The sequence below is a fragment of the Streptomyces sp. NPDC001406 genome (assembly GCF_042895285.1).
Classification (GTDB): Bacteria; Actinomycetota; Actinomycetes; order Streptomycetales; family Streptomycetaceae; genus Streptomyces.
In genome coordinates this window covers 26,017-49,424 of record NZ_JBIAWG010000017.1, presented here as the reverse complement: position 1 = coordinate 49,424, position 23,408 = coordinate 26,017, and the positions used below count along the sequence as shown (strand labels likewise).

At 70.4% G+C, this 23,408-nt stretch carries 16 protein-coding genes; 12 read left to right on the top strand and 4 right to left on the bottom strand.

Annotated elements, in window-relative coordinates; genetic code table 11:
- The first annotated feature begins 1 nt into the window (after position 1).
- The 11 genes from pqqC (at position 2) to ACFY1J_RS34930 (ending at position 15,983) form a co-directional block, all read left to right on the top strand.
- Positions 2-739 (top strand): pyrroloquinoline-quinone synthase PqqC, encoded by a 738-nt coding sequence (pqqC, locus tag ACFY1J_RS34980; protein ID WP_390707020.1) that lies wholly within the window; start codon positions 2-4, stop codon positions 737-739.
- On the top strand, positions 736-990 hold the full coding sequence (gene pqqD / locus ACFY1J_RS34975) for a pyrroloquinoline quinone biosynthesis peptide chaperone PqqD (RefSeq protein ID WP_390707019.1): 255 nt from the start codon (positions 736-738) through the stop codon (positions 988-990). The genes pqqC and pqqD overlap by 4 nt, the downstream gene beginning before the upstream one ends.
- Positions 987-2,072, top strand: a complete 1,086-nt coding sequence (gene pqqE, locus ACFY1J_RS34970; protein WP_390707018.1) for a pyrroloquinoline quinone biosynthesis protein PqqE — start codon at positions 987-989, stop codon at positions 2,070-2,072. Before pqqD ends, pqqE begins: the two co-directional genes overlap by 4 nt.
- Entirely contained in the window at positions 2,069-3,673 is a 1,605-nt protein-coding gene (locus ACFY1J_RS34965) for a glycoside hydrolase family 88 protein (protein ID WP_390707017.1), read from the top strand. Before pqqE ends, ACFY1J_RS34965 begins: the two co-directional genes overlap by 4 nt.
- Positions 3,670-4,455: a Tat pathway signal sequence domain protein gene (locus ACFY1J_RS34960; RefSeq protein ID WP_390707016.1), complete on the top strand. Its 786-nt coding sequence runs from the start codon at positions 3,670-3,672 to the stop codon at positions 4,453-4,455. The genes ACFY1J_RS34965 and ACFY1J_RS34960 overlap by 4 nt, the downstream gene beginning before the upstream one ends.
- A gap of 12 nt (positions 4,456-4,467) precedes the next feature.
- The gene (locus tag ACFY1J_RS34955) at positions 4,468-6,390 is read left to right on the top strand and encodes a glycosyl hydrolase family 28 protein (RefSeq protein ID WP_390707015.1); all 1,923 of its coding nucleotides are present in this window, start codon (positions 4,468-4,470) and stop codon (positions 6,388-6,390) included.
- The gene (locus tag ACFY1J_RS34950; RefSeq protein WP_390707014.1) at positions 6,387-8,567 is read left to right on the top strand and encodes a discoidin domain-containing protein; all 2,181 of its coding nucleotides are present in this window, start codon (positions 6,387-6,389) and stop codon (positions 8,565-8,567) included. Before ACFY1J_RS34955 ends, ACFY1J_RS34950 begins: the two co-directional genes overlap by 4 nt.
- On the top strand, positions 8,564-10,303 hold the full coding sequence (locus ACFY1J_RS34945) for a carbohydrate-binding protein (RefSeq protein ID WP_390707013.1): 1,740 nt from the start codon (positions 8,564-8,566) through the stop codon (positions 10,301-10,303). Before ACFY1J_RS34950 ends, ACFY1J_RS34945 begins: the two co-directional genes overlap by 4 nt.
- Positions 10,304-10,433: 130 nt before the next feature.
- Positions 10,434-11,840 carry a carbohydrate-binding protein gene (locus ACFY1J_RS34940; RefSeq protein ID WP_390732603.1) on the top strand — a complete coding sequence of 469 codons (1,407 nt, stop codon included), beginning with the start codon at positions 10,434-10,436 and terminating at the stop codon, positions 11,838-11,840.
- A 19-nt stretch (positions 11,841-11,859) separates the two neighbouring features.
- On the top strand, positions 11,860-13,500 hold the full coding sequence (locus tag ACFY1J_RS34935) for a glycosyl hydrolase family 8 (protein ID WP_390732602.1): 1,641 nt from the start codon (positions 11,860-11,862) through the stop codon (positions 13,498-13,500).
- A gap of 44 nt (positions 13,501-13,544) precedes the next feature.
- Complete coding sequence (locus ACFY1J_RS34930) at positions 13,545-15,983, top strand: PQQ-dependent sugar dehydrogenase (protein ID WP_390732601.1); 2,439 nt, start codon at positions 13,545-13,547, stop codon at positions 15,981-15,983.
- Between the two features lie 7 nt (positions 15,984-15,990).
- Here the strand turns inward: ACFY1J_RS34930 and ACFY1J_RS34925 are convergent, their stop codons facing one another.
- Positions 15,991-17,817 (bottom strand): AMP-dependent synthetase/ligase, encoded by a 1,827-nt coding sequence (locus tag ACFY1J_RS34925; RefSeq protein WP_390707010.1) that lies wholly within the window; start codon positions 17,815-17,817, stop codon positions 15,991-15,993.
- A 301-nt stretch (positions 17,818-18,118) separates the two neighbouring features.
- Positions 18,119-18,997 (bottom strand): LysR substrate-binding domain-containing protein, encoded by an 879-nt coding sequence (locus ACFY1J_RS34920; RefSeq protein ID WP_390707009.1) that lies wholly within the window; start codon positions 18,995-18,997, stop codon positions 18,119-18,121.
- Between the two features lie 165 nt (positions 18,998-19,162).
- On the opposite strand from ACFY1J_RS34920, the gene ACFY1J_RS34915 reads away from it, so the two are divergent.
- Entirely contained in the window at positions 19,163-20,173 is a 1,011-nt protein-coding gene (locus ACFY1J_RS34915) for a bile acid:sodium symporter family protein (RefSeq protein WP_390707589.1), read from the top strand.
- Here ACFY1J_RS34915 and ACFY1J_RS34910 read toward each other — a convergent pair.
- Positions 20,106-21,341, bottom strand: a complete 1,236-nt coding sequence (locus ACFY1J_RS34910) for a DUF4185 domain-containing protein (protein WP_390707008.1) — start codon at positions 21,339-21,341, stop codon at positions 20,106-20,108. The two genes, ACFY1J_RS34915 and ACFY1J_RS34910, sit on opposite strands and share 68 nt — an antisense overlap.
- Positions 21,342-21,351: 10 nt before the next feature.
- A complete protein-coding gene (locus tag ACFY1J_RS34905) occupies positions 21,352-23,265 on the bottom strand; it encodes an exo-alpha-sialidase (RefSeq protein ID WP_390732600.1) in 1,914 nt (637 codons plus the stop codon).
- Positions 23,266-23,408 lie beyond the last annotated feature (143 nt).

Here is a 23,408-nt window from a genome sequence, read left to right as displayed (position 1 = left end):
CATGACCGCGACACCCGTACGCGCCGACGGCACCGCGCCCCCGTGGCCGGCCGCCGAGTTCACCCGGCGGCTGTGCGCCGTCACCGCCGAGCGCTACCACGACCGCCACCCCTTCAACCTGCGGATGCACCGCGGCGAACTCACCCCCGGTGAACTGCGCCGCTGGATCGCCAACCGCTTCCACTACCAACGGCACATCCCCGTCAAGGACGCCCACGTCCTCGCCAAACTCGACCGTCCCGCGCTGCGCCGCGCCTGGCTGCGCCGCATCCGCGACCACGACGGCACGGCCGAGGGCGAGGGCGGCATCGAACGCTGGCTGCGGCTCGGCGAGGCGGCCGGCCTCACCCGGGACGAACTGTGGGACACCACCCGGGTGCTGCCCGGGGTGCGTCACGCGGTCGAGCGGTACGTCTCCTTCTGCCGCCGGCGTCCCGTGCTGGAGGCCGTCGCCGCCTCCCTGACGGAGCTGTCCGCACCCGACCTGATGCGCACCCGCATCGCCGCCTTCGAACGCCACTATCCATGGATCGACCCGGCCGGCCTCGCCTACTTCCGCACCCGCGTCGGCCAGGGCGCCCGCGACGGCGAGGAGGCCCTCGCCCTCGTCCACGCCTGGGCCCGCACCCGTGAGCAGCAGGAACGGGCCGTGGCCGCACTGGTCTTCAAGTGCGACGTGCTGTGGGCGCTGCTGGACTGTGTCGACGAGGGCGACAGCGGCGCCGGGGGCGGGCCATGACCTGGCGTCCCGTCCTGTCCCGGGGCGTGGTGCTGCGCCACGACCGGGTGCGCGGCACCGATCTCCTGCTGCTGCCCGAACGCGTGGTCGTGCTGCACGGCCGGGCGGGCGGTGTGCTGCGGCTGTGCGACGGCAGCCGGGAGGTGCGCGAGATCGTCGCCGAACTGCGCGCGGGTTACCCGGGGGCACCCGTCGCCGCCGAAGTCCCCTACTTTCTCTCCGCGTTGCGGAAGGAGGGCTGGCTGACATGACCCCGGATCCCCCGTGGGCCCTGCTCGCGGAGCTCACCCATGGCTGCCCGCTGCGCTGCGGGTACTGCTCCAACCCCGTCGAACTGGTCGGTCGGTCAGAAGAGCTGACCGCGGAGCAATGGGCCGGAGTGCTCCGGCAGGCGGCCGCGCTGGGCGTCGTACAGACCCATCTGTCGGGCGGCGAACCCCTGTTGCGGCGCGACCTGCCGGACATCGTCGCCGCCGCCGACACCGCCGGTCTGTACACGCAGCTCGTCACCAGCGGGCTCGGTCTGGGTGAGCGGCGGCTGGCGGACCTCCTGGACGCCGGACTGCGCAGCGTCCAGCTCTCCGTCCAGCACGCGGACCCGATGGCCTCCGAACGCATCGCGGGCGTCCGCTCGTTCGCGGCCAAGGAGCGGGCCGCCCGGCTGATCCGGGCGGCGGGAGTCCCCTTCGGGCTCAACGTCGTCCTGCACCGCGGCAACCTGGACGCTCTCGACGATCTGATCGCCCTCGGCGTGGCCTGGGGCGCGGACCGGATCGAGCTCGCCAACACCCAGTTCCACGGCTGGGCGCTGCGCAACCGGACCGTCCTGCTGCCGACCCCCGAGCAGACCCGGCAGGCCCACGACACGGTGACCGGCTGGCGTCAACGGCTCGGTGACGGGCCGGAGTTGGTATGGGTCGCGCCCGACCTGGTGGATGCCACGGCCAAGCCCTGCATGGGCGGCTGGGGCAGGGTCTCGCTCACCGTCGCACCCGACGGCACGACCCTGCCCTGCCCCGCCGCGGCCGCCCTCCCGGGCCTCGACCCGCCGAACGTGAAGGACCACCCGCTCGACCGGATCTGGCGGCGGTCCAAGGCCTTCAACGCGTTCCGCGGCGAGTCCTGGATGCCGGATCCCTGCCGCGACTGCGCCCTGCGCACCAGCGACCACGGCGGCTGCCGCTGCCAGGCGTACGCGCTCACCGGCGACGCCGCCCGCACCGACCCCGCCTGCCGGCACGCCCCCGACCACCACCTCGTACGCGACCTCGTGCACGGACCGCGCGAGACGTCCGCGTACGCGTACCGAGAAGCCCGAGAAGGAGGACCATGAGACGCCGACGCCTGCGGGCGGCACTGACGGCCGTCGTGCTCGCCGTCACCGCCCTGGCCGCGCTGCCCTCGGTGACCTCGACGCCCGCCGTCGCCGTGCCCCGCCCGGAGGCCCCCGCGCCGCCCGTGCACGAGGCTGAGGACGCGGTCATCGGCCAGGGCACCGTCGACTCCGACCACACCGGTTACACCGGCACCGGCTTCGTCAACTACGGCAATGTGAGCGGCAGTTACGTCGAGTTCACGGTCACCGCCGACCAGGCGGGCACCGAGCCGCTCGCGTTCCGCTTCGCCAACGGCACCACCGCCGACCGGCCCCTGGACATCACCGTCAACGGCGTCACGGTCGCGCGCGGCCTGTCCTTCCCGGGCGACGGCTCGTGGACGAGCTGGCGGACCCGGACCGTCGAGGCGGCGCTGCGGCAGGGCACCAACACGATCCGCGCGAGCGCCGTGAGCTCCGGCGGCGGACCCAATCTCGACTCGCTGACCGTGGGCCGGCCCGCCGCCGTCACCGACTGGTCGGTCGCCATGGTCGACTCCACCACCGCCCGCTACACGCCGAGCACGATCGGCGGCTGGTCGTACCCCGTCGGTCTGTACCTCTACGGCCAGTACCTCGTCTACCAGCGCACCCACAACGCGCGCTACCTGTCCTTCATCAAGAGCTACGTCGACCGGTTCGTGGCGAGCGACGGCTCGATCGGCCAGAGCTTCAACAGCCTCGACAGCATGCAGGCGGGACGGCTGCTGATAATCCTGCACCACGAGACCGGCCAGGACCGCTACCGGATCGCGGCGAAGAAGATCCGCGACCGCCTCGACACCTACCCGCGCACCCAGGACGGCGGCTTCTGGCACGCCGACTCCAGCAGCCGCGCCCACCAGCTGTGGGCCGACGGCGTCTACATGGTCAACCCGTTCCTCGTCGAGTACGGCAGGGAGTTCCACGACGCGACCTACGCCGACGACGAGGCCGCCCGGCAGCTCGCCGTCTACGGCGGTCATCTCCAGGTGGGCAACGGCCTGTTGAAGCACGCCTACGACGAGTCGCATACCGCGTCCTGGTCCGACCCGGCCACCGGTCTCGCCCCCGAGCACTGGTGCCGCGCGGTCGGCTGGTACTCCATGGCGATCGTCAACGTGCTCGACGCCCTCCCGGCCGACCACCCGCGCCGGACCGCGCTGCTGGGCATCCTGAAACGACTCGCCGCCGGCCTGGAGCACTACCAGGACCCGACCACCGGACGCTGGTTCCAGGTGATGGACAAGGGCGACCGCGGCGACAACTGGACCGAGACCTCCTGCTCCAGCATGTTCACCTACGCCCTCTCGCGCGGCGCCCAGCAGGGCTACCTCGACGCGCACTACGCGAGCGTCGCCGAACGCGGCTACCAGGGCGTCCTGCAGCGGATCTCGCTCGGTTCGGACGGCCGTACCAACCTCACCGACATCTCGATCGGCACCAACGTCGGCGACTACGCCTACTACATCGGCCGCACCCGGGCCACCAACGACTTCCACGGGCTCGGCGCCTTCCTGATCATGAACGAACAGCTGCGCGCCCGGCCCCGCACGCCCACTCCTTGGGAGCAGCCATGACCCCCACCCGCAGGACCCTGCTGGGCGCGGCCCTGACCGGCGCGACCGCGGCCGCCGTCGGCCTGCCCGCCACCGTGGCGAGCGCCGCCTCCTGGCAGCTGAAGTGGTCGCCGTCCGCGAGCGCCGACGGTCTCGGCGCCTTCGAGACGATCGAGGACGACCGCGCCGACTCGCACCCCGCCGGAAAGCCCCACATCCGCCCCGAGGGCGACAACTGGCGGTTCACCATGCACACGGTGGACCGGGACACCATGACCGACCGGCAGCGCCAGGAGGTCACCGGGCTGCGCACCTCGTCCAGCAGTTATCTGACATGGCTGCCGGGGCAGACCTGGCGGCTGACCTACTCGATGTACATCCCGAGCTCGCTGAAGGCCACGACCACCTTCACGCACATCATGCAGATGAAGCAGCCCGGCAACGGCAGCTCGCCGATCGTCGTGCAGTCCCTGCGCAGGGTCAACGGCGCCCAGACCATCGAGCTCCAGCTGCCGATCTCCGGGACCCTGGTCGGCCGTACCTCCCTGGATCCGCTGCACGACCGGTGGACCGACGTCGACTTCCAGATCAAGGTCGGCAACGACACGTCCGGCTCGGTGCGCTGGATCCTCAAGAGCGGCGGGACGACCCTGATCGACAAGTCGCGCACCGGCGTCGACACCTTCCTGGCGGACCGCGTGCGCCCGAAGTGGGGCATCTACCGCTCCCTCGGCGACAGTTCCGGCTCGCTCCAGGACTGCCACCTGCTCCTCACCAATCTGCGCGGCTACCAACTCGTCTGAGGAGAAGGCCCGATGACACCCCCACGCGCCCCGCACCGAGCCCTCTTACTCGCGTTCCTGGGCTTCCTCGTCACGCTCGGTCTGTCCCACCCGCCGGCCATGGCCGCCTCCGCGTCCCCCGCCACCCCGACCGGGGCCGTCTACGACATCCGCTCCTACGGCGCCAAGGGCGACGGCTCCGCCAACGACACCCCCGCCGTGCAGAAGGCCGTCGACGCGGCGAGCGCCGCCGGCGGCGGAACCGTGCTGGTCCCGGCGCCCGGCACCTACAAGTCCAAGAACACGATCCACATGAAGAGCCATGTGACGCTCCAGGTCGACAAGGGCGCCACCCTCCAGGGCTCCAACGCGGACACCTACGACCCGCCCGAGTCCAACCCGAACGACAAGTACCAGGACTACGGCCACAGCCACTTCCACAACGCGATGATCCACGGGGACCGGCTGACCGACATCGCCTTCACCGGCGGCGGCGTCATCGACGGCGGCGGCAACCTGATCACCGGCAACCCGAAGTCCGGCGAGGCCGACAAGATCATCTCGCTGACCCGGTGCGACGGACTGCATCTGGGCGACGGCCTGACCCTGCGCCGCGGCGGCCACTTCGCCGCCCTCATCAACGGCTGCGCGAACGTCACCTCCGACCACCTGACCATCGACACCGCGAGCGACCGGGACGGCTGGAACATCATCAGCACCACGAACGTCACCGTCACCAACGCCCACATCAAGGCGAACGACGACGCGCTGGTCTTCAAGAGCGACTACGCGCTCGGCGCCAAGCTCCCCAACGGCCATGTGCGGGTGAGCGACTCCTACCTGTCGGCGGTGTGCTGCAACGCCCTGATGTTCGGCTCGGAGACCTGCGGCGACTTCTCGGACTACCAGTTCGCGCGGATCAGGATCGAGGGGTCCGACAAGTCGGGGCTCGGCATGGTGTCGATGGACGGCGCGAAGATCTCCGACGTCCACTACCGCGACATCACCATGACCGACGTCCACTCGCCGATCATGCAGAAGATCGGCACCCGCAAACGCTGCGGCAACAACCCGGGCGTCGGCTCCATCAGCGACATCACCTACGACAACATCACCGCGACCGGATCCAGCCCCTCGTTCAGCCCGACGCTGTGGGGCGAGGCGGGCCCGAACCGCATCAAGAACGTCACCTTCACCCACGTCGACCTCACCGTGCCCGGCGGCAACGGCACCATGGGCACCGGCGTGCCGAGCAACGACCCGAACAACTACAACCCCAACAGCATCGGCACCCGCCCGGCCTACGGCTGGTACCTGCACAACGCGGAGGGCATCGCCTTCACGGACAGCTCCGTGCGCCTCGCCGCCGACGACGGCCGGCCCGCGGTCATCGCCAACTCCGCGAGCTCGGTGAAGTTCACCCGGTTCACCGCCCAGCGCGGTGGCAACGCGCCGTACGACATGGGCTTCCAGGCGGTGACCGGCTACTGCGTGGCCGACAGCCACACCACCTCCGGTGGCGCGCTGCGGATGTCCAGCACCGGGTCCACGAGCGACTGCGGGGTTCCGGGCACGCGCTACGAGGCCGAGAACGCCGCCTCCTCGGCCGGCAGCACCGTCGACACCGACCACGCGGGCTACTCCGGCACCGGCTTCGTCAACACGCCGAATGCCAGCGGAAGTTATGTCGAGTGGACGGCCGACGCGGCGACCGCCGGGACCCGGACGATCTCCCTCGGCTACACCAACGGCACCACCGCCGACCGCCCGATGGACATCGCCGTGAACGGCACGGTCGTCGCCGCGCACGTCTCCTTTCCGCCCACCGGCGACTGGACCGCCTGGCGCACCGTCGACGTCACCGTCCCACTGACCGCCGGCGCCAACACGATCCGGACCACGGCCACCGCCTCGGGCGGCTGCCCCAACCTCGACTACCTGGACGTACCGGCATGAGCACACGCAGACGCACGATCCCGGCGCTGCTCGCGGCGGTGGGGCTGCTCCTGGCGGCCCTGCTGCTGCCGTCCCCGGCCCGGGCCGACCTGCAGAACCCGCGCCAGGACTTCCTGCGCGCCGCCACCGGCGGCCTCTTCCTGCACTGGGGCGAGCGCACCGCCCCGCAGCACACCAGTTGCAGCGCCTGGGAGAACGACGTCACCAGCGGTGGCTGGACCCCCGACTACTGGGTGAAGGAGGCGCAGAAGCTGCACACCCAGTACCTGGTCCTGGCCACCTTCCACAGCCGCCTCGGCTACGCCCGCCCCTGGCCCTCGGCCGTCCCCGGCAGCTGCGCCACCCGGCGCGACTTCCTCGGCGAACTGATCACCGCGGCCAAGGCGAAGGGCCTGAAGGTCATCCTCTACATGACCGACGACCCGCAGTGGCACAACGAGGGCGGCCACGAGTGGCTCGACTCGGCCGCGTACTCCGCCTACAAGGGCCACTCCGTCGACCTCACGACCCGCGACGGCTTCGGCGAGTACTCCTACGACCTCTTCTTCGAGGTCATGAACCGCTACCCGGACCTCGGCGGCTTCTGGATCGACAACGACAACGCGTACTGGGAGAGCCACAACCTCTACGCGCAGATCTACCAGAAGCGCCCCCAGTACACGATCAGCAACAACAACGAAGACACGCCGATCATGGACATGATCAGCAACGAGCAGAAGACGGGGATGACACCGGCGTACGACTACCCCCAGGCGGTCTACACGGCCCAACCCCGCCTCACCGAGGCCGACTTCAAGCTGCCCTCCACCGGCGCCTGGTGGTACGACGGCTCGAACCCGACCGTGGACCGGATGCTCACCCTCGGCCGCCTGATCACCAACGCGGGATCCTCCGTGAAGGCGCTGATGGCGGAGACGGCAATGGTCAACGGGAGATTTCCGGCCAACCAGGAGGCCTTCAACAACTTCGCGAGCGGCTACCTGAACCCGATCTGGGAGTCCCTGCACGGCGTCGAGGGCGGCGGCTACATGTACGGCGGACTCAAGCCCGGCTTCTGGAACGACGGCGCCCACGGCGTGACGACCATCGCCAAGGACGACCCGGGCCGCCAGTACATCCACGTCCTGACCCCGCCCACCACCGGCACCCTGCGGGTCCGCGACAACGGCTACCGGATCGCCTCCGTCACCAACCTCCGTACCGGAGCGCCCATTTCGTGGTCCCAGGCGGGCGGCGTCCTCACCCTGACGGGGCTGGGCGGCTGGGATCCGTACGACACCGTCTTCAAGGTCGTCACGGCCGGGCGCCAGGGCCTGCTGCCCGCCTCCTCCTACACGATGAGCGCGAGCGCCTCGGCGAGCGGACACGGCGCCCCGGCCGCCGCCGACGGGAACCACCTCACCTACTGGGACAGCGACAAGACCCTCCCGGTCACCCTCACCTTCGACCTGGGCTCGGCCAAGCGCGTGCAGTACCTCGGGCTCAACCAGCGCGAGGACTCGGTCGCCTACGCCCGCTCCGACACCGAGCAGTCCGCCCGGATCAAGGACTACAAGGTGTTCCTGAGCAACGACGGCTCCAACTGGGGGAGCGCGGTCAAGTCCGGTCAGTTGCCCAGCCGGCGCGGCATGCAGGGCATCGACCTGACCGCGGCGAACGCCCGCTACGTACGGCTGGAGGTCGACAGCACCTGGGCGGCCTCGACCGACACCACCCGCGCCAAGCGGCTGCGCATCGACGAGGCCTGGATCGCAGCGTCGTACGCCACCCCGGCCACCGGGACACCACCCCAGCGCCACGAGGCGGAGGACGCCGTGTACTCGGCGGGCGGAACCGTCGACACCAACCACACCGGATACTCCGGGACCGGCTTCGTCAACACGGCCAACGCGGTGGGCGCGTACGTGGAATGGACCGTCACGGCCTCCGGCGCCGGCACCGCGCGGCTCACCCTCCGGCACGCCAACGGCACGACCACGGACCGTCCGATGGACCTCAGCGTCGACGGCAAGGTGATCGCCGCCGCCAAGTCCTTTCCACCGACCGGAAGTTGGGACAGCTGGGAGGACGTCACGGCCGATGTTCCGCTCACTGCCGGAACCCACACCGTCCGCGCCACGGCGACCACCGCCGCCGGTGCGCCCAACCTGGACTACCTGGAGGTGAGCGAGCCATGAGACCGACCCGACGGATCGGCCGCGCGCTGATCGCCGCCGTGCTGGCCGCGCTGCCGGCGGGCGTGCTCCCCTTGCTCGCCGCGCCGCCCGCCGCCGCGTCCGGCAACGGGCTCTCGTTGCGGCCCGCGATGGGCTGGAGCAGCTGGAGCTTCGTGCGCCGCTGGCCGACCGAGGACAAGATCAAGGCCCAGGCCGACGCGCTGGCCGCCAGCGGTCTGGCCGGCCACGGCTTCGTGTACGTCAACCTCGACGACTTCTGGCAGAAGTGCGACTCAGGCGGATTCGTGGTCGACTCCTACGGCCGCTGGGCCGTCGACACGGCCAAGTTCCCCTCCGGCATCAAGGCGCTGGCCGACTACGTCCACGCCAAGGGCCTGAAGTTCGGTTTCTACGTCACCCCGGGCATCGCCAAGAACGCCGTCCTGAAGAACACGCCTATCGAGGGCACCTCGTACCACGCGGCGGACATCGCGGACACGTCCACCCTGGAGAAGAACTACAACTGCAAGAACATGTACTACATCGACTACTCCAGGCCCGGCGCCCAGGAGTTCGTCAACTCCTGGGCCGGGCAGTTCGCCTCGTGGGGTGTCGACTACCTCAAGATCGACGGGGTGGGCAGCGCCGATGTCCCCGACGTCCAGGCCTGGGCGAAGGCCCTGCGGGCCACCGGCCGCCCGATCACCTACGCCCTGTCCAACAACCTCCCCGTCGCGAACGCCACGACCTGGCGCTCGCTCGCCAACAGCTGGCGCACCCAGGGCGACGTCGAGTGCTACTGCGGGCCCGGACCGAACGGCAGCGGCTATCCGCTGACCGACTGGAAGCACGTCTCCGCCCGCTTCACCTCGGCCGCCACCTGGCAGCAGTACGCCGGACCCGGCGGCTGGAACGACCTCGACTCCCTGGAGATCGGCAACGGCGACCAGGCCGGCCTCACCGCCGACCAGCGGCGCTCCCACTTCACCCTGTGGGCGATGGCCGGCGCGCCCCTGCTGCTCGGCACCGACCTCACCCACCTCGACCCGGTCGACACGGCGATGCTCACCAACGACCGGATCGTCGCCGTCGACCAGGACGGATACGCGGCCAAGCGGATCGTCTCCAGCGGCGTCAACCAGGTGTGGAGCAAGCGCGAGGACTCCGGCGACCACGTCGTGGCGCTCTTCAACACCGGCACCTCCGGCAGTTCGACGGTGAGTGTCACCTGGTCCCAGCTCGGCTTCACGGGCTCCGGTGAGGTCACCGACCTGTGGTCGGGAGCGCACAAGGGCGCCGTCGCCGACTCCTACAGCGCCACGTTGCGACCGGGGGAGACGCGGCTGATCCGGGTCACCCCGCTCGGCGCGACGACCGTACGGCACCAGGCGGAGGGCGCCGGCACCTCGGCGGGCTCGACCGTCGACACCGACCACCTCGGCTACACCGGCACCGGCTTCGTCAACACGGCCAACGCGGCCGGCGCGTACGTCGAGTGGACGGTGAACTCGCCGAGCGCGCGGAGCGCGTCGGTGGCCCTCCGGTACGCCAACGGCGCGTCGACCGGCCGTCCGATGGACGTCAGTGTCAACGGAAGGGTCGTCTCGGCGAACCGTGCCTTCGACTCGACCGGCTCCTGGGACACCTGGGCCTCGTCGACCCTGACCGTGCCGCTGGTGGCCGGCCCGAACACCGTCCGGGTGACGGCGGCCACCGCGAACGGCGCGCCCAACCTCGATTCTCTCGACGTGAGTTGAAAGCGCCTCACTCCACACCCCAATCACGTCCTCCCCGTTGTGTTGTCGGCGGGGAGGCGCGACCCTAAATGTTAGGAACCCTTCCTAACACTTAGCCTCCCTCCCCACCCCACTTCTGGAGGTCGATCCCGTGCACGTCCTCGCACCCGCACGCCGCCCACATCCCGGCGTGATCCTCGCCGCACTGTGCGGCCTGCTGCTGTCCCTGCTCTTCGCCGTCTCCCCATCGTCCAGCGCCGCCGGAACCGGCGCCGCGGCGACCGACTACCAGGCCGAGAACGCGACGCTCTCGCAGGGCACGGTGGCGACGAACCACACGGGCTTCACCGGTTCCGGGTTCGTCGACTACACCAATGTCGCCGGTTCGTACGTGGAGTTCACGGTGGACGCGGCCGCGTCCGGCCAGAGTGCGCTCACCTTCCGGTACGCCAACGGCACGACCGCCGACCGGCCGATGAACATCTCCGTCAACGGCACGGTCGTCGCCTCCGGCGTGTCCTTCCCGCCCACCGCGAACTGGGACACCTGGGCCACGAAGACGGTCAACGTCACGCTGAACGCGGGCAGCAACAAGGTCCGTGCCACCGCGACCGCGGCCACCGGCGGCCCCAACCTGGACCGGCTCACCGTCGGCGGCTCGACCGGCGCGGCACCCGGCATGGCGGTGGCGCCCTACGAGTACTTCGGCTGGGGCAGCCCGCCGAACCCCACCGCCGTGATGTCCGCGACCGGCGTGAAGTGGTTCACCCTCGCCTTCGTCCTCTCCGACGGCGGCTGCAACCCGGCCTGGGACGGCTCGCGCCCGCTGACCGGCGGCGACGACCAGGCGAAGATCAATTCCATCCGCTCGGCCGGCGGTGACGTGATCGTGTCCTTCGGCGGCTGGAGCGGCGCCAAACTCGGCGAGAAGTGCTCCAGCGCGTCCGCCCTCGCCGGGGCCTACCAGAAGGTGATCAACGCCTACGGCCTGAAGGTCATCGACATCGACATCGAGAACACCGAGTGGTCGAGCGCCACGGTCCGCCAGCGCGTCGTCGACGCCCTGAAGACCGTCAAGGCCAACAATCCCGGCCTCAAGACCATCATCACCTTCGGCACCACCACCAGCGGCCCCGACTCCACCGGCGTCGACATGATCAACCGGGCCGCGAACTCGGGGCTGGCCAACGACATCTGGTGCATCATGCCGTTCGACTTCGGCGGCGGCACCAGCAACATGGGCACCCTGACCACGCAGGCCATGGAAGGACTCAAGGCCCGGGTCAAGTCGGCCTACGGGTACAGCGACTCCGTCACCTACGCGCACATCGGACTGTCGTCGATGAACGGCAAGACCGACGACGCCGGCGAACTGGTCCGCCTCGCCGACTTCCGGACGATGCTCGCCTACGCCCAGCAGCACCACATCGCCCGCCTGACCTACTGGTCCGTCAACCGCGACCGGGCCTGCGGCTCCGGCACCGACGCCGACTCCTGCAGCGGCGTGTTGCAGCAGCCGTACGACTTCCTCAAGGTCTTCGCCCAGTACACGGGCTGAGAAGGGACACGCAGCGATCATGAGATTCCCCAGATACGGACGCGCCCTCGCCCCCTGTGCCGCGCTGGCGCTCGCGCTCCCGCTGCTCGGCCTGAACGCGGGCACGGCCTCCGCCGCGACCGACCTCCAGGCGGAGGACGCCACCCTCTCGCAGGGCACGGTGGCGACGAACCACACGGGCTTCACCGGTTCCGGGTTCGTCGACTACACCAATGTCGCCGGTTCGTACGTGGAGTTCACGGTGGACGCGGCCGCGTCCGGCCAGAGTGCGCTCACCTTCCGGTACGCCAACGGGACCACCGCCGACCGGCCGATGAACATCTCCGTCAACGGCACGGTCGTCGCCTCCGGCGTGTCCTTCCCGCCCACCGCGAACTGGGACACCTGGGCCACGAAGACGGTCAACGTCACGCTGAACGCGGGCAGCAACAAGGTCCGTGCCACCGCGACCGCGGCCACCGGCGGCCCCAACCTGGACCGGCTCACCGTCGGCGGCTCGACCGGCGTCGGACCCGCCGTGCCCTTCGGCAGCCATCAATTCCCTTACACCGCCGGGACGTTGAGGCCCAGTGGAGACCAGTCGGGGCTCGACCAGGCGGTGATCGCCAAGTACACCGCGTGGAAGTCGGCCTTCGTGAAGCAGAACTGTGGCAACGGCTGGTACGAGGTCATCTCGCCCGACGCCGACCACCCCTACGTCGCCGAGGGGCAGGGCTACGGCATGGTCGTCACCGCGCTGATGGCCGGCGCCGACCCCGACGCGAAGAAGATCTTCGACGGCATGGTCAAGTACATGCTGGCCCACCCGTCCGTGCACAACTCCGACCTGCTCGCCGCCGAACAGGACTCCTCCTGCCGGAGCGTGGACGGCTCGGACTCGGCGACCGACGGCGACCTCGACGTCGCGTACGGCCTGCTGCTCGCCGACAAACAGTGGGGGAGCGCGGGCACGTACGACTACAAGAACCTCGCGGTCCGGCACATCAACGCCATCAAGGCGAACGAGGTCAACCCGAGCACGCATCTGATGAAGCTCGGTGACTGGAGCTCCTCCGGCGACCAGTACTACTACATCAGCCGGTCCTCGGACTGGATGGTCGACCACTTCCGCGCGTTCCGGCGGGCCACCGGCGACAGCGCCTGGGACACCGTCCGCACCGCGCACCAGAACCTGATCACCTCCCAGCAGACCAAGTACGCCTCCAGTACCGGCCTGTTGGCGGACTTCGTGGTCAACACCAACACCACCCCGAAGCCCGCGAGCGGCCAGGTCCTGGAGAGCCCCAACGACGGCGACTACGGCTGGAACGCCTGCCGTGACCCGTGGCGCATCGGCGCCGACGCCGTCACCAGCGGCGACACCGCCTCCCTCGCCTCCGCCCGCAAGCTCACCTCCTGGATCAAGGCGAAGACCGGCGGCAACCCGAACAACATCGTCACCGGCTACCACCTGAACGGCTCGACGTTCGACAGCGGGCACGACATGGCGTTCACCGCGCCGTTCGCCGTCGCCGCGCTCACCGACCCCGGCTCCCAGGCCTGGCTCGACGCCCTGTGGACCAAGCTCACGGGCACCGCGATCAACTCCTCGCTCTACTACGGCGGCAGCGTTCAGCTCCAGACGATGATCGTCGCCTCCGGGAACTACTGGGTCCCCTGATGTCCCCCACACCCACCCCCACACCCGCTCTGACGGAGGTTCGGATGCGCAGCAGGAAACCCTGGCCGAGAAGGCTCGCCACCGGCGCCGTCGCGCTGCTGTGTGCCGGCCTGATCCAGGCCGTGCCGCAGTCCGCGACGGCGGCCCCCACCCGGTACGAGGCCGAGAACGCCGCCTACACCACTGGCTCCACCGTCGACAGCAACTACGCCGGCTACTCCGGCACCGGCTTCGTCAACACGCCTAACGCGGTGGGCAGTTACCTCGAATTCACCGTCAACGCGCCGAGCGCGGGCACCGCGACCCTCGCCCTGCGCTACGGCAACGGCACCACCGCGGACCGCCCGGCCGACCTGGCCGTCAACGGCACCGTCGTGAAGGCCGGTTACTCCTTCCCGTCGACCGCAGCCTGGGACGCGTGGACCACCACGAGCACGACCGTCCCCGTCACCGCCGGAACCAACAAGATCCGGATCACCGCGACCGCCGCCGGCGGCCTCGCCAACATCGACTACGCCGAACTCGAATCCGTCTCGGCCGCCACGGACTACCAGGCCGAGAACGCCGCGATCTCGCAGGGCACGGTGGCCACGAACCACACCGGCTACACCGGCAGCGGCTTCGTCGACTACACCAACATCACCGGCTCCTACGTCGAGTTCACCGTCAGCGCGGCGAGCGCGGGCAGCGCCTCCCTCGCGCTCCGGTACGCCAACGGCACCACCGCCGACCGGCCGATGGACATCGCCGTCAACGGCACCGTCGTCGCCTCCGGCGTGTCCTTCCCGCCCACCACGAACTGGGACACCTGGGCCACGAAGACCCTCGACGCGAACCTGACGGCCGGCAGCAACAAGATCCGCGCCACCGCCACCACCGCGGGCGGCGGCCCCAACCTCGACCGGCTGACCGTCGGCGCCGCGGCCGACACCCAGGCCCCCAGCCGGCCCGGCCAGCCCAGCTGTTCCGCGATCACCGAGGACGGCCTGACCCTCGCCTGGGGCGCCTCGACCGACAACGTCGGCGTGACGGCGTACGACCTCTACGAGCACGGCAACAAGATCGGTGAGGCCGCGGGCGACGCGACCTCCAAGGACCTCACCGGGCTGAGCCCCAACACCACCTACAACCTGACCGTCATCGCCCGCGACGCGGCCGGCAACGCCTCACCGGCCAGTCCCGTCGTCGACTGCACGACGAAGCCCAGCTCCGACACTTCACCGCCGACCGCGCCCGGCACCCTGTCCACGGCTAACGTCACGGTGAACTCGGTCGACCTCAGCTGGGGCGCGTCGAGCGACGACCGTGGGGTCACCGCGTACGACATCCGCAGCGGGTCCACCGTCTACAAGACGGTCACCTCCGGCACGTCGACCACGCTCACCGGCCTCGCCTGCAACAGCCCGTACTCCCTGAACGTCGTCGCCCGCGACGCGGCCGGCAATGTCTCCCCGCCGAGCAACACGGTCACCTTCACCACCAAGGCCTGCGCCACCGACGGCGGGGTGCCCTCCTCCATCGCCACGTTCTCCACCGGCTGGACCATCCCCTGGGGCACCTACTGGATGCCCGACGGACAGTCCGCGCTGATCACCGAGCGGGACGACTTCCGCGTCTGGAAGATCACCAAAAGCGGCACCAAGACGCAGGTCGGCACCGTGCCCAACGCCGTCACCACCAACGGCGAGGGCGGCCTGCTCGGCGTGGCCGTCGACCCCAAGTGGGACACCAACCACTACGTCTACTTCATGCACACGGCGTCCGAGGGCAACCGGGTCGTCCGCATGACCTACAACGGCACCTCGCTCACCGACTACAAGGTCCTGCTCCAGGGCATCAAGAAGAACCGCTACCACAACGGCGGCCGCCTCGCCTTCGGCCCCGACGGCTATCTGTACGTCTCCACAGGCGAGGCCCAGACGCCCGACCTGGCCCAGGACAAGAACTCCCTGAACGGCAAGATCCTGCGCATGACGACGGACGGCAAGCCGGCCCCCGGCAACCCGTTCGGCAACTATGTCTACAGCTACGGCCACCGCAACCCGCAGGGCCTCGCCTTCGACCGCAACGGGCGGCTGTGGGAGGCCGAGTTCGGCAACAGCTCCAAGGACGAACTGAACCTGATCAAGCCGGGCGCCAACTACGGCTGGCCGACCTGCGAGGGCAGCTGCAGTGTCTCCGGCATGACCAACCCCAAGGCCACCTGGAACGTCTCCGAGGCCTCGCCGAGCGGCATCGCCATCGTCCGCAACGTCGTCTACATGGCGTCCCTGCGCGGCGAACGGCTGTGGCGCATCCCGATCAACGGCGACAACGAGAGCGTCGGCACGCCGACCGCGTACTACGTCGGCACCTACGGCCGGCTGCGCACGGTCACCAAGGTCCCGGGCTCCGACCAGCTGTGGCTGTCGACCACCAACTGCGACAACAACGGAGGTGCGGCGGACGGATCCGACAAGATCTTCCGCGTGACCATCAACTGACGACACGTCAGGCCCGGTAGAGGGCCTGCACCTCGTTGGCGTAGGCGCTCTCGATCGCCTTGCGCTTCAGCTTCAACGACGGGGTGAGCAGGCCGTGTTCCTCGGTGAACGGCTGGGCCAGGATACGGAAGGTACGGATCGACTCGGCCTGCGAGACGAGGGTGTTGGCGGCGACCACCGCGCGCCGCACCTCCGTCTCCAGGTCGGCGTCGCGCACCAGCTCGGCCGCGCTCAGCTGCGGCTTGCCGCGCATCTGCAGCCAGTGCTCTACGGCCTCGGTGTCCAGCGTGACCAGGGCGGCGATGTACGGGCGGTCGTTGCCGACCACGATGCACTGGTTGACCAGCGGATGGTCGCGGACCCGCTCCTCCAGCACACCGGGCGACACGCTCTTGCCGCCGGAGGTCACCAGGATCTCCTTCTTGCGGCCGGTGATGGTGAGATAGCCGTCCTCGTCCAGGGCGCCCAGGTCGCCGGTGGCCAGCCAGCCGTCGTGCAGCGTCGCGTCGGTGGCCTTCTGGTTGTTGAGGTAGCCCTGGAAGACATGGCCGCCGTGCAGCCAGATCTCCCCGTCGTCCGCGATGTGCACCGTCGTGCCCGGGACGGCCTGCCCGACCGTGCCGTAGCGGGTGCGCTCGGGCGGGTTGGCGGTGGCGGCCGCGGTCGACTCGGTGAGGCCGTAGCCCTCGTAGATCTGCACGCCCGCGCCCGCGAAGAACAGGCCGAGGCGGCGGTCCATCGCCGAGCCGCCGGACATCGCGTTGCGGATACGGCCGCCCATCGCCGCGCGCACCTTCGAGTAGACCAGCTTCTCGAAGAGCTGGTGCTGCATGCGCAGACCCGCCGAGGGGCCGGGTCCGGTGCCCCAGGCCTTGGCCTCCACCGCCTCCGCGTACTTCACCGCGATCTCGACGGCCTTCTCGAACGGCCCGGCCTTGCCCTCCTTCTCGGCCTTGCGGCGGGACGCGTTGAACACCTTCTCGAAGATGTACGGCACCGCGAGGATGAAGGTCGGCCTGAAGGCCGCCAGGTCGGGCAGCAGGGCGGCGGCGTTCAGCTGCGGCTGGTGCCCGAAGCGGACGCCGCCGCGGATCGCGGCCACCTCGACCATCCGGCCGAAGACATGCGCCAGCGGCAGGAACAGCAGCGTCGACGCCTCGTCGCCCTTCTTGGAGTGGAACACCGGCTCCCAGCGGCCGATCATCGTGTCCGCCTCGAACATGAAGTTGCCGTGCGACAGGACACAGCCCTTGGGGCGGCCCGTGGTGCCCGAGGTGTAGATGATCGTGGCGATGGAGTCGGGGGTCACCGCCCGCCGGTGCCGGTGCACCGTGTCGTCGTCGATGTGCGCACCGGCGTCGTACAGCTCCTGCAGCGCGCCCGAGTCCAGCTGCCACAGCTGGTGCAGGTGGGGGAGCCGGTCGATGACGGTGGCGATCGTCATCGCATGGTCCTCGTGCTCCACGATCGCGGCCGTGCACTCGGCGTCGTACAGCATCCAGAAGCACTGCTCGGCGGAGGAGGTGGGGTAGACCGGCACCACCTGGGCGCCGATGGTCCACAGGGCGAAGTCGAAGAGGGTCCACTCGTAGCGGGTGCGGGACATGATGGCGACCCGGTCGCCGAACCGGATGCCGCGGGCGAGCAGCCCCTTGGCGAGGGCGAGGACCTCGTCCCGGAACTCGGCCGAGGTCACGTCACGCCACTGTCCGAGCTCGTCCTTGCGGCCCAGGGCGACGTGCAGCGGGTCTTCCAGGGCATGCTCGAAGACGGCGTCGGCCAGACCGCCCACCGGCGGCGGCGATGCCAACGGAGGGTTGGTGAACTCGTGCAAACCCCGCTCCCCGCTCCTCGCTCCTCAGTGGCGCTCCGCGTAGGCGGTGAAAGCTACCCCACCAGGACGCGGTACGGGAGGGGGTGCGAAATCGAGCAATGTTCACGAATGGGCGGGCCGACGTCTGGAAAATGCGCTCACATGGGGAAGGGTCGGACAGAATACTTACGCTTCAGTAAGTTTCGACACCGCAATCTCCACTGAATCTGTACGACGCGATTACGGCGTATGCCTGCCGCCTCGCGGTCGGTCACGGGGCCCGTGGTCCCCTCGCCCCGTCCAGTGCGGCCCGGCAGAAGTATCAGCGGCCGCCGCGCCGGCGCGGATGCAGGCGGTCGCCGCCTGTCAGGATGGCTGTCGCCAGTGCGTTTGCCGCGTCCTCCGCGGAGGGGCGGCGGCGGCCGTGTACCAGGACGAAGTCCACCTTGCCCAGTTCCGGCAGGCCCGCTCGGTCGGGTACCCGGAACAGGCCGGGCGGTACCAGGCCCCGGGAGTGGGCCATCACGCCGAGACCCGCGCGGGCCGCCGCGATCAGGCCGTTGAGGCTGCCGCTGGTGCAGACGATGCGCCACGGGCGGCCCTGCCGCTCCAGTGCCTCCAGGGCCCGTGCCCGGGTGATGCCGGGCGGGGGATAGACGATCAGCGGGACCGGGCGCTCGGGGTCCAGGCGGAGCCGGTCCGCGCCGATCCACACCAGCTCGTCGTGCCACACCAGCTCGCCGCGCGGATCCTCCGGCCGGCGCTTGGCCAGCACCAGGTCGAGCTTCCCCGCGGTCAGCTGCTCGTGCAGCGTGCCGGACAGCTCCACCGTCAGCTCCAGGTCGACCTCGGGATGGTCGTACCGGAAGCCCTCCAGGATCTCCGGCAGCCGGGTGAGGACGAAGTCCTCCGACGCGCCGAAGCGCAGCCGGCCGCGCACCCGTGTGCCCGTGAAGAACGCCGTCGCCTGCTCGTGCACCTCCAGGATCCGGCGGGCGAAACCGAGCATGGCCTCGCCGTCCTCGGTCAGCTCCACGGAGTGGGTGTCCCGGGCGAACAGCTGCCGCCCGGCGGCGTCCTCCAGGCGCCGCACATGCTGGCTCACCGTCGACTGGCGCAGCCCGAGCCGCTTGGCGGCCTGCGTGAAACTGAGCGTCTGGGCGACCGCCAGAAAGGTCCGCAGCTGGGAGGGGTCGTACACGCAGCCAGGCTATCGCGGAACGTGATGACTGTCAGAGTGGTATGCCTGATTCCCGATCGGCAGCCGGGAGAGGACGATGGAGAGGGGCCCTCCGGCCCCGATCCGGACCCTCACGAGACGTACAGCAAGTGGAGCACCGTGAAACGCCTGCGCCGGCCGAGTCGGATGCCGATCGACCCGTACATCCTGCTGCTGCTCGGGACAGTGGGCGTAGCGGCGCTCCTCCCGGCCCGGGGTACGGCCGCCGATGTCGCCTCCGGCGCGTCCACCGCCGCGATCGCCTTCCTGTTCTTCCTCTACGGCGCCCGGCTGTCCACGCGTGAGGCGCTGGACGGGCTGCGCCACTGGCGGCTCCACACCACCGTCCTGGTCTGCACCTTCGTGATCTTCCCGCTGCTCGGTCTGGCCGCCCGCGGACTCGTACCGGTGCTGCTCACCCAGCCGCTCTACCAGGGCCTGCTCTTCCTCACGCTCGTGCCGTCGACGATCCAGTCGTCGATCGCGTTCACATCGATCGCCCGCGGCAATGTGCCCGCCGCCATCTGCGCCGGCTCCTTCTCCTCGCTCGTCGGCATCGTCATCACCCCGCTGCTGGCGGCGGCGCTGCTGGGCAGCAGCGGTGGCGGATTCTCCGCCGACTCGCTGATCAAGATCGTGCTGCAACTGCTGGTCCCGTTCCTCGCCGGCCAGGTGCTGCGCCCGTGGATCGGCAAGTTCATCGCCCGCCACAGGAAGGTCCTCGGCCTGGTCGACCGCGGCTCGATCCTGCTCGTCGTCTACACCGCGTTCAGCGAGGGCATGGTCCAGGGGATCTGGCACCGGGTGAGCCCCGTACGGCTGGCCGGACTGCTCGTCGTCGAGGCCGCGCTGCTCGCCGTGATGCTCGCCCTGACCTGGTACGGCGCCAAGGCGCTGCGCTTCGGTCGCGGGGACCGGATCGCCATCCAGTTCGCCGGGTCGAAGAAGTCCCTGGCCTCCGGACTGCCGATGGCGAGCGTCCTGTTCGGCGCGCACGCCTCCCTGGCCGTGCTGCCGCTGATGCTCTTCCACCAGATGCAGCTGATGGTGTGCGCGGTCATCGCCAAGCGCCGGGCACACGACCCCGAGGTCACGAGCCCGTCCGCGTCAGCCGGAGGGTCACGAACCGCGGTCGGTACAGGTCCACGTTCCCGCTGATGCCGACCGAGGCGGTCGTGGTCTCCAGCCAGTTGACGTCGTAGCTGAGCACCAGCCGTCCGCCCCCGGCGCCGAGCGCCGGATGCACCTGCGGGTTGTACGCGGCCACCTGTCCGCGCGGCAGCCGCGCGCCGAAGCCCCGGCCCGGTCCGTGCCACGGGCCGGTAAGGGAGCAGGCCCAGTACCAGGTGACCCTGGTCAGACCGGTCGTGCCCGCCGCCATGGTGAACAGGACGTACGACCCCTCGTCCCGGACCACCGAGAACGCGCTGCCCACCCCGGTGCGCCGCCCGTCCCCGAGCACCGGTCGCGCGGCGGGCGCGGACGTCCACCCGGAGCCGTCCCAGTACCGCCAGGCCCCCGGCTCGGCCAGTCTGCCCTCCGGCACCCGTGCCAGATAGGCCGAGGAGGGCCTGCGGGTGGCCGCCTGGCCGTCGTCACCGCCGAAGACGTACGTCCAGCCGCCCCGCGCGACGAGCGTGGTCCCGAACAGCACGCGCCGGGACGGATCCGGCACCAGCCGCTGGTCGAGGACCGGTACGACCGACTCCACCCGCAGGTCGGGCAGCGACAGCGTGGCGACCTCGGTGGCGCCGGGCACGCCGTAGATCCACGGGTACTGACCGGCCGTCCGCACCCACAGCAGCACCCTGACGACGCTCTCGGCCGAGCCGGGGGAGCGGGGCTCGACCCGGGCCGCGACCGGCCAGCGCCACTGGTCCGGGGCCGGGTCCGGGAACAGCGGGGCGGGGAGGGTGGCGGTGAGACGGCCCCGGTCCATCACCACGGCCGAGTTGCGCACCATGGGGGCCGAGGCGTCACGCCAGGCGTGGGGTTCGCCCAAGGAGTTGGGCGGCCCGTGCACCTGGCCGAGGTAGGTGTCGGAGAACAGCCACAGCACCCGGCCGTCCGGCAACCGCACCGAGTGGGTGCCGTCGCCGCCGGTCCAGTCGTCGGTGCGGACCGGGTCGTCGCCGTACCGGGCGAATGCGCCGGTGAGCGCGGCGTCGTACGTCCAGGAGGCGACCGTACGGGCCCCGCACCCACCGCCGCCCTCCCCGTGGCGGTCCTGGGGGAGGGCGGTGAGCAGCACGGCGGCGAGGACCAGGGTCAGCAGCAGGCCGACCCCGGTTCCCGTCCGCCGTCGTGCTCGTGCGTCCTCGGGCACCCCCGGGACGTTAGTGGCCGCCGCTCACATGGTCCATGGGCAGCCACAGCACGGTGTCCTTCACCGACCGGAGCATCTGCGGGTCGGACAGCTCGTCGTCGCTCAGCGCGCGGTCCCAGACGTGGACGTCGTCGATGGCCCCGGTGAAGAAGGCCCGGCTGTCCATGCGCTGGCCGATGTGCACACCGAACGGCGAGTTGCGGCTCACCGAGCCCGCCACATCGGCGACGGACGACTGCACACCGTCGAGGAACAGCGACAGCCGTCCTCCCCCAGGCTCTCGGCTCCGCTCGAGCAGGGAGGTGCCCCCGTCCCGGCGCAGCGCCAGATGGTGCCACTGGCCGTCGTTGTACGCCCCGGTGGTCCACAGCGACGCCGTGCGCACGGTCGACGCGCCCTCGCGTACGGTCATCAGGGCCCGCACCCGGTTGCTGTCCGGTTCGCCGCGCAGCCACACCTGGGGCTGTGTGGAGCCGATGCCACCCATCCACAGCAGCGGCTGCTCACCGGTGGCGGCCGAGTACCGGAACCACAGCGACGCGGTGAAGTCCTTGGTGCCGAGCGGGAGTTCGTCGTGATACGGCAGACGTACGGCGTCGTCCACGCCGTCGAACTTCAGGGCGCCGCCCGCCACGCCTTCGGTCTCCTCGGCGTCACCGAGTACGGCCGCCCGCGGGGCGTGCCGGGCGCGGTCGGCGGTGGTCGGGTCGGGCCCGCGGCGCGGCTGGAGCCAGTCCTCGGTGAAGCGGGCGAAACGGATCTCGTCGCGTGCGTCGACCGCCCCGCCCTCGTACATCAGCCCCACGGTGTCGTGGTCGACGCGCACCATGTCGGAGTAGCCGGACCAGTCCGTGGTGACGACCGTGCCGCGGTCCACGCTGTCCCAGGTGCGGCCGCCGTCGTAGGAGGAGCGGATCATCATGGTCCGGCGGCGGTCGGGGTCGCCGGGGCAGGCCAGCAGGATGCGGCTGCCCAGGCGCAGGGTCGAGCCCTGGACCTGCGGGGTGTAGAGGTCGGGGAGGTCGCGGAAGGGGGCGACGAAGCTCTCGCCGCCGTCGCGGCTGACGGTCTGGGTGCGGTGGCCGAGGTCGGTGCCGTCCTGTTCGCGCCCGCTGACCAGGAGGGAGCCGTCGACGCGCTCGGTGAGGGTCAGTTCGGACGGCTTCTGCCGGAAGGTGCGGTCCTCGGCGATGGGCCAGGTGTCGGTGGCCCCGATCCGCCAGTGGTCGCCGCCGTCGTCGCTGACGATCAGCGCCCCGTGATTCGCGGTGACCCGGCTGCCGTCCCAGGTCTCGGTGTTGACGCCGAAGACCAGCCGGCCGGCGTCCTTGCCGCGGGTGAGCTGGAGGCCGTGCACCGGGCCGGTCGCGTACCAGGAGTTCCAGTCCGCGGGCAGGATCTCGGGGCTCAGATCGTGCGGCTTCGACCAGGTCAGTCCGTCGTCGTCGCTGTACTGCAGATGCGGGGTGCGATCACAGGGGACGGAGCAGCTGGCGGCGTCCGTACGGCCCGTGTTGTATGTCTCGGCCAGCAGGATGCGGCCGGTCTCGCGGTCCACGATCGGCGCCGGGTTGCCATGGGTGTCGCCGGCGCCCTCGTTGACCACCCGCAGCGGGCCCCAGGTGCGCCCGCCGTCGGTGGAGCGCTTCACCACGATGTCGATGTCGGCCGCGTCGCCGCAGTTGAGAACGCGGCCCTCGGCGAACGCGAGGAGCGTGCCGTCGGTGGTCTGCACGACGGCCGGGATGCGGAAGCAGGCGTATCCGGGGTCCTGGGACGCCTTGAAGAGGATCTGCTGCTCGAAGTCGGGGTTGTCGGCGGCCGGTTGGGCGGCGTGCGCCGGATTCGGCAGCACCGACAGCGCGGCCGCCGCGAAGGCGGCGGCCAGGGTGGCTCTCAGTCGTGCGCGAACTCTTGACGGCATGGTGCGACCTGCCCTTCATGCGTCGGAGGCATAGGGACATGAGTCATCCGGTCATCGGGACATTCGGACATCCGACGTCCAACGTGCACTTCATCGACGGTAGTTGGGGCCTCGGGCGCCTCACAAGGAGCGTGCAGCCACTT